This window comes from Okeania hirsuta (genome assembly GCF_003838195.1).
GTDB lineage: Bacteria > Cyanobacteriota > Cyanobacteriia > Cyanobacteriales > Microcoleaceae > Okeania > Okeania hirsuta.
Map to the genome: position 1 here is coordinate 1 of NZ_RCBY01000191.1, position 14,144 is coordinate 14,144.

Below are 14,144 nucleotides of genomic sequence, written 5' to 3' on the forward strand. Positions count from 1 at the left end.
AGCGATCGCTTTCTCTGTAGAGTCATAACTATTGGACAATAGATGAATAGAACATCAATCATCCCGAAACACAGCGATCGCTTTCTCTGTAGAGTCATAACTATTGGACAATAGTTAACGAAGTCAGAAGTCAGAAGTCAGAAGTCAGAAGTTATTTTTGTAAAGGGAATTTGAGCAACTCTCCAAAAATATTGCGCCAGTCAAGGCGGGGTTGCGCGACCCATGTTATTTTGATAAATAGAACATCAATAATCGCCAAACACAGCGATATAGCTGCGGAATGGATGTTAAGAACGCTACTTTCATGCAACAAAGCCATTGTCAATTGTCAACTATCAATTGGTAATATTAGTATCTCAAGTAGTAATATCAGAAATTGAAACAAAATGACAGTTTCTTCAGAAAGTAAGGTAGGAATTGTACTTGTATCCCACAGTGCAAAATTAGCCGAAGCTGTGGCAGAACTAGCAAAACAAATGACCCAAGAACGAGTACCAATAGCGATCGCTGCCGGAATAGATGACCCAGAAAATCCTTTTGGCACTGATGTTCTGAAAGTACAAGAGGCTATAGAATCTGTTTATACTGATGCAGGAGTTGTAATATTCATGGACTTAGGCAGTGCCATAATGAGTGCTGAAATGGCCATAGAATTACTCCCCCCAGCCCAAAAAAATCATATTAAAATCTGTCCTGCACCTTTGATAGAGGGAGCGATCGCTGCAATAATTCAAGCGTCTTTGGGAGCCAATATTCAACAGGTAATAGCTGAAGCAAATGGAGCTTTAATGACTAAAAGTTCTCAACTTAATGTTGATGAAGCTATCCCAATAAATATTGAAAATACTCAAAATAAAGATGACGAAACACCGTCAGAAAAAATCAAAATTACGGTAAAAAATTCCCTGGGAATTCATGCTCGACCTGCTGCCAAGTTAGTAGCCATAGCTAATAATTTTTCTGCTAAAATTAGTCTGCAAAATTTGACTAAAAATAGTCATCTAGTCAATGCTAAAAGCATTAATCAAGTTATGAAATTAGCAGTAAAAAAAGGGGATGAGATAGAAATACAAGCTACGGGTAATAAAGCTGTTGATGCTTTAAAAGCAATACAAGAATTAATAACAAATAATTTCTATGAAGCCGAAGTAATAGTCAAGAAAACACCAAAAATATTAACTACACCAGATACAAATAATAAATTAGTAGGAACACCAGCATCTCCAGGAATTGCGATCGCAACTGTAGTGCACGCTCGAGCAGAAATTCTAGAAGAAGTTGAAGACTATCCTGTAGAAAATTCAGAGGTAGAGTGGGAATACCTACAGTTAATATTGCAAACTGCTAAACAGGAAATTCAGAGAATAATTGACAGTCTATCTGACCAAAATAAAAGTGATAATAATCAAGCCGATATTTTTCAAGCACACCAATTATATATAGAAGACCCCACCCTGTTAGAGCAAGTACATCAGCTCATTTTTGCACAAAATCGCTGTGCAGCAGTAGCATGGAAAACAGCTATTGAGGAAATGATAGCCACTTACCAAAAATTAGAAGACCCCTACTTGCAAGCGCGTGCCATAGATATCAAGGATGTGGGAGGACGAGTGCTACAACTACTGACAGGTAGGAGTAGAAGAACTCTAAATTTGTCAAAACCTGGTATTTTGGTAGCTCCAGACTTAACCCCCTCCCAAGCAACCCAACTGCAACCAAATTTAGTCTTGGGTATCTGTACTAGCGCTGGCAGTGTTACCGCCCATAGTACGCTGATTGCAAATATGTTGGGTATTCCGATGGTGGTGGGAGTAGGCAGTCAGTTATTGTCATTAACCCCAGGGTCTCAAATTGCCTTAGATGGGGAAACAGGTGAAATTTGGCTCGAACCGAATCAGGCACAGTTGCAGGAGTTACAAGCAAAACAAGCGCACACTTCCAGTACATTTCAACAGCCCCAAGAGGCAATTACTCAAGATGGCAAAAAAATTCCCTTGATGGCAAATATTCTGGGGGTAGCAGATACAAAATTGGCTCTGGAGCGAGGTGCCGAAGGAGTGGGTTTATTGCGGACTGAATTTCTTTATCTCGAACGCAACACAGCGCCAACAGAAGCAGAAGAATATGAAACTTATCGGGCGATCGCTGAAATTCTGGGAACTCGCCCTCTCACTATCCGCACCCTAGATATTGGTGGCGACAAAGTACTTCCCTATATTAAGCAGGAGTCAGAAGCAAATCCTGTTTTGGGATGCCGTGGTATTCGAGAAAGTTTAGATAATCCAGAAATTTTGAGGAGTCAGTTACGGGCAATTTTGCGGGTAAGTCACGGACATAATATTAAGGTGATGTTCCCAATGGTGACATCTGTGCAAGAAGTACGCGCGGCTAGGGAGATTTTGACAGAAGTTGAGCACTCACTTCTAGAACTTCCCTCTTTTCCTGGTGTGGGGAATATAAAAGTGGGAATTATGATAGAAGTACCAGCAGCAGCGATGATGGCTGACCAGTTGGCGCAGGAAGTAGATTTTTTCAGTATTGGTACAAATGATTTAAGTCAATATGTAATGGCGGCTGACCGCACTAACTCAAAAGTTGCTCATCTTGCCGATGGTTTTGAACCTGCGGTATTGCGGATGATTCAGCAAACTGTCATTGCTGCCCATCAGGCTAGCATTTCGGTGAGTGTTTGTGGTCAGTTGGCATCGAGTCCATTAGCAGTACCGATTTTGTTAGGGTTGGGAGTGGATGAGTTGAGTGTAGCTCCACCAGCAATATCTACGGTCAAGAAAGTGATTTCTCAGTTAAATGGGTCTCAGGTAGAAGCGATCGCTCGTGATGTGTTGCAATTAGATGGAGCGAAGTCGGTGAAAGAGTATATTGTTGGTCAACTAGGGCTAGTTATTTTATAGTTGGGAGTGGGGAAGTGAGGGAGTGGGGGAGTGGGGAAGTGAGGGAGTGGGGGAGTAGGGGAGTGGGGGAGATTAAAGGCTTGAAGTAATTTAAGAAATTATCAACAGGACTTACGCAAAGACACTATATATAGCGTATAGTAAGTAGAGCGATTGCTGACGCAAAGCTCCGCTAACGCTATAATAGGTTAAGCGATCGCCTCAAAACAAGTATCATAATCAGGACTTACACAAAGACACTATATATAGTCAGTAATTATGCAAATAAACTGCATATAGCGTTATCACTAAAGGTTGATCTATTTAGCGATCGCTTGAAAAAAATCTAAAAATTTAAAAAGCTTAACTCAAGTAACTTGATATTATTGGGTATACTAATTTAGTGTGCCCAATAATTATTTATCAATATATTTAAGATGAATTTTAATTATTTAAAATATTGTCAGTATTTAATAAGTAGCCAGAAAAATTATACTCTGACAAATCTTGCTGACCATCTCGAAGAAGTTAGCCATGATCAAATTAACCGTCCTGAAAAAAAATCTTGATTTAGGAGCAGAAATTTTGTGGCAAAATGTGCAGGAGAAAATTATAACTACTGAAGATGGTTATTTAATTTTTGATGATACAGTTATCAATAAAAAATATTCCCGTGCGTATTGAACTTGTTCGACGTCAGTATAGCGGTAATGAACATAGGGTAGTTTGCGCTCCGCAAGGCTACGCCAACGTGGAATAGGAATAGTTAACTGCCTATATTTTAATCCTCAATCTAGTTCGATTCTGGATTATAGATTATCGTATATATGCTCCAGAGAGTGATGAAAAGAGTAAAATAGATCATGTAGAATAAATGATGGTTGATGTAGTAAAAAAGAAGAAAATACCAGTAAAAACAGTATTAATGGATAGCTGGTATGCAACCCAAAGACTTATGGCCTTAGTAGATAATTTAGGTAAAATTTACTATTGTCCGTTAAAAAGGAATCGTTTAGTAGACGATACCGGAGGTATAAAAAAATATCAAAACCTGGAATATTTAACATGGAATGAGTGGGAATTAGTATCAGGAAAAATTATTAAAGTTAAAGGTTTCCCTAGAGATAAAAAAGTCAAATTATTCTGGGTTACTGTTTCCACAAATAGAACAGAATATATTGCTACTAACGACCTGAATCAATCCTGTAATGATGACGTAGAGTTTGAAATCCAAACTCGATGGAAAATAGAAGAATTTCACTCCAGAATTAAACAATTAACAGGACTGGAGCGTTGTCAATGTCCTTTGAATCAAATCCAAAGAAATCATATTGCTTGTGCTATGTTAGCTTGGAATTATTTGAAGAAATTGGCAACTATTATTGGTCGAACTATTTATAAGCTTAAGCATCAATTATTATCTAAGTATCTATTCTCTGAACTGAAATATCCTTCAATCAAAATCACACTTATTTAACTTGTTAAAAGTTGAGTTTTGGTTAGAAAATTTAGGGGGATCGCATTAAAATTTAAATAGCGATCACTCTACTTGCTATACGCTATATATAGTGTCTTTGCGTAAGTCCTGATCAACATATACTATATAACCGAATTCTATATCATTCCCCGTTTCTCCTGTCTCCAGTATAGCTGTCTCCTACCCCTACTAAAAGACTAGTGAAGCGCAAACCCTAATTATTAATTGTTGAGAGTTTTCTTGATATGTCTGGACTCATAGATTTAAGATAAACTTATACCTTGTCAAAACTTTTTCTTAACTATGGTAAACAAAGAGCAAATTATCCAATGGCTACAAGCAGTAGCAACAGTATTACAAGAAAATAAAAATTATCTCACAGAATTAGATGCCATTATTGGTGACGCTGACCATGGCATTAATATGAATCGTGGCTTTCAGAAAGTCGTAACTCAACTACCCACTGTTGCTAATAAAGATATCGGCAGTATTTTGAAAACTGTGAGTATGACTTTAATCTCTTCTATAGGTGGTGCTAGCGGACCTCTATATGGCACTTTATTTTTGCGAATAAGTGCTGTAGTAGCGGGGAAGTCGGAAATAACAACAGAAGATATGGCTAAAATATTGGTAGCAGCAGTTGAGGGAGTAGTGCAGCGAGGTAAAGCTAACTTGGGAGACAAAACCATGTTAGATGCTTTGTCACCTGCAGCAGATACTTTTACAGAAGCAGCGGAAAATGGTTGTAGTTTAGTGGAGAGCTTGAAACAAGCTGTAGATGCTGCTGAACAGGGAATGAAAAATACGATTCCGATGTTAGCCAAGAAAGGAAGAGCAAGTTATTTGGGCGATCGCAGCATCGGTCATCAAGACCCAGGAGCAACTTCAACTTATCTCATACTCAAGACCTTGTTAGATACTTTAGAAAGCGATCGCCAGATTAATTAGGGTTTGCGCTTCACTAGTCTTTGAGTAGGGGTAGGGGTAGGGGTAGGAGACAGGAGACAGGAGACAGGAGACAGGAGACAGGAAGAACGGGGAATGAGCGAGGAGGTAGGGGTTCAATAATTGATAATGGATAATGGATAATTGATAATTACCTCTCCCTAAAAGGAAGAGGATTGAATAAAAGGAAAAAATTGATTTTTTTCCCCTTGAAAGGGGAGGTTTTAAACCTGAATTATTTAATTATTTAATTATTAATTCTTCGGTAAGAATTGTCCCAAGATTGTTCTGCCATAATCGTCCAAAATACTAGCTTTTTGAGCGTTTTAGACTGAAACAGGGGCACTGCAATTCGACCCCAAAAAGGTACTTGTCTTTATATATCAATGCTTTTAGATTTAATCAGCAAGCCCTAATTAACAATTATGAACAAATTTTGGAGTATTATAGCTATTATTTTCAGCTCTATTAGTTGCCCAATTTTTATCCACCATTTAGTTATATCAAAACCTATTATTTTTTCGCAAAATTTAGCTATAGCCAATCAGAAATACAATAGGGTATATGGCAACATACCTAAACAAAATATAGGAGACAATAGAGAACTTTGTGTAAGTCCTGAAATTGTCGAAAATACTATTTATAAATACAGAAAAATTGGAGCTATTGTAGAATTAGAAGGTTTAAATTTACCCCGCCCAAAAGTCACAGGTAAAGCAACTATCCCTTTTCAATTTTTAACAGGAGGAAAAGCTTTTACTTTAACAGCAACTCTGGGAAAAAGATCGGGTAATTTCTTATTAGATACTGGTGCTTCTACTTCCATTATTGCCACAGAAACTGTAAAAGAATTAGGTTTAACGGGAAAACCAGTACCGCAAGAACTTTTAACCTATGCAGTAGCGGGAGATGAATGCCCAGAGATGAAAGCTAATTTGCATCGTTTACCCGTGTTAAAAATTGATAATGTCAAAGTAGAAGGGTTAACAGTTTTAGAATTTACTACTACTATCATGCCAGATGGATTATCAGGAGTTTTAGGAATGGATATTTTGAGTAATTTTGATGTAGAAATTCATCCTCAAACTCAAGAATTAAAATTATTGCCTCCTACTCCAATACCTACTACAAATATTGATGATGCTATTCCACTTAAAGCGAAGTTAGGTGTGGTGTTAGCTGAGGTAGAAATTAATGGCAAAGGTCCGTTTATTTTTATGTTAGATACGGGGGCAGAAAGTATTTTTATTTCTCAAAAATTAGCTAATCAGTTAAATATTTCTGCTGCTGAGAGACAGGAAATTCGAGTGCAAGGTTTTTGTGGAATAGAAATGGCAGAATATGCCTCTTTAGCTAAAGTGAAAATGGGAAATTATCAACTCACAAATTTAGAAACAGTGATTTTATCTTCCCCTGTATTGAAATTATTAGAAGTTGATGGAATTTTAGGGCAAAATTTTTTGAACAATTATCAGCAATATTGGCGCTTTAATCAAAAAAATCCAGAAAATTTTCCGGCGGATGGAAGTTTATTATTAACTCCTTAAAAAGCGTTTCGGTCCGGAATGCTCCGCAAACAGATACCATTAACAAATTTTAGGCTAATAGCTAATAGCTGATAGCTAGTTAACTAAATGCGGATAGTTTTTACCGAAAAATTGTGGTCTAAAGTCTCCCCTTTTAAGGGGATAAAAAAAAGAGAATATTCCATATTTCAAGCCTCCTTATTGCAGAGGTACTGTTAACTAAGTTTCGACCATAGGAGGCTAACTGATAACTGATAATACCAATTTCCATGCATTAATGCTATACTTCCGATGAACTTCAGTTATTAAGTAATAATAATCGTTTAGTAATGTTTATAAAGATTATCGGCATTAAACCAAGATATCTTATCTCTTTTAACCCTACTCCCTACTCCCTACTCTCAAGGATATGTAGCAATAATGCGTGAGATTTGGTATAACTGATAACTGATAACTGAAATGACACTCTTGAAATATCTATTTTTTTGAGTACATATTAGTTATCGTATAAGTCAGGAGTCATAAGAAAAGAGGAATAAATGAAAAAGGAAGGATTAGAGTGGGAATTATCTGGGGAAATTCCGGCATTTTATCTCTGCATTGAATGGAAGTAGAGAGTGCGATAACTATATAGATTTTACAGCAGATTCCAAGTATATGAAGTACAGAGATTAACAATTGAATGAATTCAAGTGCGGACATCTTGCCCGTGATAGGTGTACCTCACCAAAGTGGAATGTGCTGTATATAAAACTTTATTGTAGCAAGCATAAAAAAGAAAAAAAATCTTTTAGTTAATCCTATAGTTTTAAGAAGAGGTAATTGTTAATTATTGAACTATTTGAGGCTGTTCATACAACAAATTAATTTGAGAATACCTTTGTTGTATCCCCAGCAAGCAAGATTTAACTTCAGACCTAAAACCTAACACCTAAAACCTAACACCAATTCCCAAAAATAATGCTATACTCCCGATGGGACTTCAGTTATTAAGTAATAATAGTGGTTCAATAATTTTTGTAATGATTATTGGCATTAAGCCAAAATATCTTATGTTTTTGAACCCTACTCCCTACTCCCTAGTCTCAAGGATATGTAGCAATACTTTTGATATTTGGTATAACATCTACAACCTAAAACCTATAGTGTTAAGGACAAGTAATTGTTAGTTATTGAACTATGTTAGGTTGTTCATCCAACCAATTAATTTGAGAATACCTTTGTTAAATCACCAGCAAGCAATATTTAACTTCAGACCTAAGATTTAACACCTACCACCTTCTTCAATCTTTTAGCAATTCTCAAACATTTATAAAAAGTAGCAATCAAAAATACTTCAGCAAAAACTTTAAATATTTCCTCTATACTCCTGAGCCATTCCCTTTGCATTTCTTGAGTTTCATTCAACAAATTTGATGTTTCTTGACCTTGAGTCAAAAAATCAAGTGCAATGGAACAACAAGCTAAAATCAAAGCAATCTTAAAATAACTAAAAGCCTCTCGATATTGATAAAACTCCTGACGAAAATAGTAAATTACCAACAACCCAATAATCCCGTAAATCACAATAATTAAATCGTCAATACTATCAGTCAAAGCAGTTTCCTGAATTTGAAAGATCCAATGAATAAATTTATCTAACCTTTCATGGATTTGAATTAGTTCATCCACAGCGCAAAACACAAAACCAAAAGTCAAAAACTGCCAAAGTATTTGATAATTCTTTCCAGACTGAGATACCTCTTTTCTGCCAATTCTTAAACGATAAATTTTCCAGTTAATTCCAGCAATAATTAATAACTGAATACCCGATAACCAATTAATCAAAGACCCCTCATCAAAATATCGATATGGTCCTTTATCCAGTAGTATTGCCCGGAAGATAACAGCAGCGATCGCCACAAAATCCACAAGTAATGCGGTTGATAGTAGTTTTTTAGTAGAAAATCCTGACATCAAAATTATTAATAGGAGGGAACAGGGAACAGGGAACAGGGAACAGGGAACAGGGGATAGGGGGAAAGAACTGATAATTTATGTACGGTAATTGATTTTATTTTGTATTTTTGGAGATGTCTATTATTCAGATTGTATTACCTGAATAAGTGTTCTATATCACTATCAAAACTTTATATTATATCCGCTCAATAACACGAGCAAACTCCGCGCGTGCTGACGCAAACAAAAAACTTTCTTTTTTTTCCCTTCTTATACCTTAATTTATTTCTGCTCCTAACTACTCCTAAAATCCTGACTCCTAACTACTCCTAAAATCCTGACTCCTGACTCCTGACTCCTGACTCCTGCTTCAATCATAAGTTAAACTTATGTTGTGATTAGATATAAATATTAATATTTTTTTCAATATTTATTTACAAAGGTTTACAAAGTTTAGTAATATAGAATTGACCAAAGGTAAGTATTTGTTCTCACTGTTATGGCAACTCAATTTCCCTGGCTGACCACAATCGTCCTACTGCCACTTCTGGCCGCCCTACTCATTCCCGTCATCCCCGATAAAAACGGAAAAACCATGAGATGGTACGCCCTTGGTGTAGGAATTATAGATTTTGCACTGATGTGCTACGCCTTCTGGAATAGCTACAATGCCAGCGACTCAGCTTTTCAACTCGTAGAAAAATATGCCTGGCTCCCTCAGATAGGTCTAAGTTGGGCAGTATCAGTAGACGGTTTATCTATGCCACTGGTACTTTTAGCTGGCCTGGTAACAACACTCTCAATATTCTCGGCGTGGCAAGTAGACTACAAACCACGTCTTTTTTACTTTCTAATGCTGCTGCTATACTCCGCCCAGATAGGAGTATTCGTAGCCCAAGACATGATGTTACTGTTTATTATGTGGGAACTAGAGCTAGTTCCTGTCTACCTGCTCATTTCCATCTGGGGTGGCCAAAAGCGTCGCTACGCTGCAACAAAATTCTTGCTCTACACAGCAGCAGCTTCCATATTTATTCTAGTGGCAGCCTTAGGAATGGCCCTATACGGTGGCGGCAATATTACCTTCGACATGGTGGAACTAGGTCTGAAAGATTATCCACTGACCTTAGAGCTTCTACTTTACGCAGGATTATTAATCGCTTTTGGAGTCAAATTGGCCATTTTCCCTCTACATACATGGCTACCTGATGCTCACGGCGAAGCTTCTTCACCTGTATCAATGGTTCTGGCAGGTGTATTGCTCAAAATGGGTGGATATGGATTAATTCGCCTCAACTTAGAAATGCTCTCTGATGCTCATGTTTACTTTGCTCCTATTCTGGCAATTTTGGGTGTTGTTAATATTGTTTACGGCGGGTTGAATTCTTTCGGACAGTCTAATATGAAGCGCCGTTTGGCTTATTCATCTGTAGCTCACATGGGGTTTGTTTTGTTAGGTATTGCTTCCTTCACTGACTTGGGTGTGAGTGGTGCTTTACTACAGATGATTTCCCACGGTTTAATTGCTGCGGTGTTATTCTTCCTCGCGGGTATAACTTACGATCGCCTCCACACTCTGAAGTTGGAAGAAATGGGTGGTCTAGGTCAAGTGATGCCAAAAGTATTTGCTCTATTTACAGTTAGTGCCATGGCATCCTTAGCACTTCCTGGAATGAGTGGGTTTGCTAGCGAACTGATGGTATTTGTCGGAGTAACTAGCAGCGACGTTTATAGTTCGACTTTCCGCACTGTAACAGTTTTTCTCGCAGCAGTTGGTTTGATTTTGACACCCATTTATCTGCTTTCCATGTTGCGTCAAATGTTCTACAGCACTGGTCAAGCACCTGCTTGTATCCTCAAAGATACTCCTTATGAAAATGAAGTTTTAGATGAAGCAGTTTGTTACGGTACTAATTGTGTCTTACCTGCCAATGCCATCTATACTGACGCCAGACCACGAGAAGTAGCGATCGCTGCTTGTTTCTTGGTTTTGATTATTGGTATTGGTTTATATCCTAAAATGGCAACTCGGATGTACGATGCGAAGACAGTGGCAGTAAATAGTCAGGTTCGTCAATCATACACTTTTGCTAAAGCTAATCCTCAACTCTTTGCAAAAGGACCATTATTCCCCAAGATGCCTGAGTCTGAAGTATTATCAGTTTCCGGTATCTTCAAATAATATAGCTATCAGCAATTAGCTTTTAGCTTTTAGCTTGGTTTCAAACTATTACTTTTAGTTAGTTTACAGTAGGGATGTTGCATACAATATCCCTACTATTTTTTGTCAAAATTTTCTGCAACATAGCAGAAGGAAGAAGGAAGAAGGAAGAAAGAAAAATCTTACCGAAAAATTGTGGTCTAAAGCCTCCCCTTTTAAGGTGATAAAAAAAAAGATAATTCTGTATTTCAAGCCTCTTGCTTTCCTAGGTCATGCTGCGCAAACAGCGAGAGGTACTGATAACTGATAACTGATAACTGAAATGACGTTGTCTAAGTTTTAAGTTGTCGATCTGTCCGCTTCCTTTCCTTCGACTGCTATAAGATCAAATCTGGTAGCATTGGTATAATTAGATAGTTAATTAGGAGTCAGGTAGGAAAGCTGTCGGTAGGACAACGTATAGAATTAATAGCTTAGATTGAACTACTCAAACAAAATTTTCTAAGTATTCAAGCCAAATTAATTATATATTTGATTGTCAGCTTAAATAGGCAGAAAAAATTATTTTTAGATTAACTACTCAAACACAAAAGTCTATTTTATTTCCTATTCCTTGTTCCCTCACTAAAAAAAAATAAAATGGCGACAAAAAAATAAAAATACTGCTAGAAAACGCCCAAACTGCAAGAAGAAATTTAAACTGCCATCCCTATCTTTTTCTTTTATACTTCCACCCACTGATAATGATTATGAGTGGGTAGAAAGTAGTCAAACACTAAATTGTCCTCATTGTAAAGCTAATTTAACAGTATCAGTACGCCAATCTCTTTCTGGAGAAGTGCAAGAAATAGGTAAATTAGAACTGTATTAAAATTATCCTCACTCAAAAGTTTCTAGCAAGGGTTGAAATTTTATTTACTTACAGCAGATTGTAAGTATATGAGGTACAAATATTAATGATAAAGTCTTTGTAGTGCGGGCATCTTGCCCGCAACAGAAGTACCTCATTTACTTACAGCAGATTGTAAGTATATGAGGTACAAATATTAATGATAAAGTCTTTGTAGTGCGGGCATCTTGCCCGCAACAGAAGTACCTCACTGATATGAAATATGCTGGTGCATCTACATAATACTTCGCGATCGCCAGTTATAAATTTAAACAATTTATTTAGAAAATTTGTAAAATCTATCACAGTAAAATCTCAATTTTTCTTCTACGAACGTAAAATTCAACTTACTAGAGAAAATTTCATATTTTCTTACAATTCTAGTATTAACTGTAGCTATATAATATATAAGTATTTTTAGTAAATTCTCACAACTTATAGTTAACTAAAGTATCAGCAATACCAGAGGAGAAACAAGATGAAAAACCGAGATTGGTTTTTGACTGAAGACGGTCAATGTCAACCTTGTGAAACTGTGAATGAATGGAAATTATTAAGAGAAAATTATCGATTGTATAGATTCTTAACAGAACTAGAAGATACTCTAAAAGATGCCACAGATGAAGCGAGTTCTCTACAGAAAATTCGACTTTTAGTTAGACAATTTATTACTAATTCATACTGGCTGCAAAGTCAAGAACCAGAACCTTGCGAAAAAACAGGAACTTCGGTTATTTTATTATACGATGAGTTAGGATTTCCCTTAACAGTACAAACAGTAAAGTTCATGCCAGGTACAATTTCAACAATTCATAATCATGGTACCTGGGGAATAGTAGCAGTATTAAAAGGCCAGGAAAAAAATACTTTTTGGAAACGTAATCCTGACCCAGAAAATAAATATAAAATTGAAAGAGTTGGAGAAAAAATATTACAACCAGGAGACTTAATTAGTTTCACTTCTAATGCTATTCATAATATAGAAGTAATCGGAGATGAACCTACATTTACTTTTAATATTTATGGTGAAACAAAATCTTCTGAAAGGTTTGAATTTGATCCAGTTGCACAAACAGCTAAGAAATTCTGAATAAGGAATTAGGAAGAAGGAAAATATATTGGCAATAATTTCGAGCAAATCATCAACTATTACAGTATCTTCAATAATAGACCTCTGCGAAAAATATATAGATTTTTTGTAGGAGTAGGCAACAGGCAACAGGCAACAGGCAACAGGTAAGATATTTTTACGAAAAAGGCACGAAAAAGGATTTTTTAGGGTGAATTTTTCGTATCCTTAGCCTGCTCTAATTAAAAGGTTTATTTATCAAAATAATTGGGTCGCGCCACCCCGCCTTTTAAGGCGAAATATTTTTGGAGCGGAGCTCAAATCCTCGTTACAAAAATAACTTCTGACTTCTGACTTCTGACTTCGTTAATTTCTGGAGATGTCTAATAATATAGAGATGAAAATTCCTGAGAGGCTGTTTTTCAACAATTAATAATTAATAATTAATAATTAATAATTACCTCTCCTTAAAAAGAAGAGGATTGACTCAAAGGAAAAATTTGTCTTCTCTTGGTCGATTGGATATGGCGAGGAAACCCGTTCTTACAGACCCGCTCCGAAGATCGCCATCTCACCCTTCGGGAAGCTCCGCTAACGACCGCTTTTTTCTCCTTTAAAGGAGAGGCTTTAAACCTTAATTATTCGGTAAAGAATTATGAAGTTTTTTTGCCTTTGTTAATCTGGTTGTGCATCATATCAAATCCGTTTTATTGGACATAAAAAAATTCTTCAATCGTCATAACTACGCTCATCTTTGTAATTCTCTCTCCTCCTGACTCCTGACTCCTAAATAATTAAGATTAATATCATACACGCGCTTCACCAACGGCGGACATTTTTCTGTTCCCTATTCCCTGTTCCATGACAACCCAAATTTATTGTCCTAAACAAGACGTAATGATATAAAATTAGAACTGCTCAAAACCAAGAATAAAAGGAGGAAAATATGAGCAGTGGAAAAACTGTCGCACTGAGCAAATATGCTCAACATAAATATGGCATCGCCGCTCAATCTTTAATTGATTTTGAGGTAGGAGTCAATTGTGGTTGCGCGTTATTGGCGATCGCTGGAGCGGATGGACAACTGGCAGAAGCAGAATTTCAGTGGTATATTGACGAACAGGAAATGGTGGCAGTAGACTCGGAAGCATTTCAAGAGTATATTGAAATCCTCCGCAAATTCGATTGGAAAAATGCTAACCTTGAAGAGCTATTGAGTCAAATAAAATTTAATTTTCCACTTAATTT

Annotated in this window: 7 protein-coding genes and 1 pseudogene; 7 read left to right on the forward strand and 1 reads right to left on the reverse strand. The window is 36.6% G+C overall.

The annotated features are described in order from the left end of the window. The first annotated feature begins 386 nt into the window (after positions 1-386). From ptsP to D5R40_RS24185, 4 genes and pseudogenes are all read left to right on the forward strand, one after another. On the forward strand, positions 387-2,912 hold the full coding sequence (gene ptsP, locus D5R40_RS24170) for a phosphoenolpyruvate--protein phosphotransferase (RefSeq protein ID WP_124155332.1): 2,526 nt from the start codon (positions 387-389) through the stop codon (positions 2,910-2,912). A 416-nt stretch (positions 2,913-3,328) separates the two neighbouring features. Then, positions 3,329-4,368 (forward strand): annotated as a pseudogene (locus D5R40_RS24175) (IS701 family transposase). A gap of 303 nt (positions 4,369-4,671) precedes the next feature. Next, complete coding sequence (gene dhaL, locus D5R40_RS24180; RefSeq protein ID WP_124147771.1) at positions 4,672-5,316, forward strand: dihydroxyacetone kinase subunit DhaL; 645 nt, start codon at positions 4,672-4,674, stop codon at positions 5,314-5,316. Between the two features lie 422 nt (positions 5,317-5,738). After that, positions 5,739-6,860, forward strand: a complete 1,122-nt coding sequence (locus D5R40_RS24185; RefSeq protein ID WP_124147770.1) for a retropepsin-like aspartic protease — start codon at positions 5,739-5,741, stop codon at positions 6,858-6,860. Positions 6,861-8,096: 1,236 nt separating this feature from the next. Here the strand turns inward: D5R40_RS24185 and D5R40_RS24190 are convergent. After that, positions 8,097-8,795 (reverse strand): DUF8692 domain-containing protein, encoded by a 699-nt coding sequence (locus D5R40_RS24190; RefSeq protein ID WP_124147769.1) that lies wholly within the window; start codon positions 8,793-8,795, stop codon positions 8,097-8,099. Between the two features lie 481 nt (positions 8,796-9,276). Here D5R40_RS24190 and D5R40_RS24195 point away from each other — a divergent pair, with 481 nt between their 5' ends. From D5R40_RS24195 to D5R40_RS24205, 3 genes are all read left to right on the forward strand, one after another. Then, positions 9,277-10,959, forward strand: a complete 1,683-nt coding sequence (locus tag D5R40_RS24195; RefSeq protein WP_124147768.1) for an NAD(P)H-quinone oxidoreductase subunit 4 — start codon at positions 9,277-9,279, stop codon at positions 10,957-10,959. Positions 10,960-12,305: 1,346 nt separating this feature from the next. Then, positions 12,306-12,917, forward strand: coding sequence for a cysteine dioxygenase family protein (locus D5R40_RS24200; protein WP_124147767.1), 612 nt, complete (start codon positions 12,306-12,308; stop codon positions 12,915-12,917). A gap of 925 nt (positions 12,918-13,842) precedes the next feature. Next, positions 13,843-14,144: hypothetical protein (locus D5R40_RS24205; RefSeq protein ID WP_445974448.1), on the forward strand; the 302-nt coding region annotated here is incomplete at its 3' end.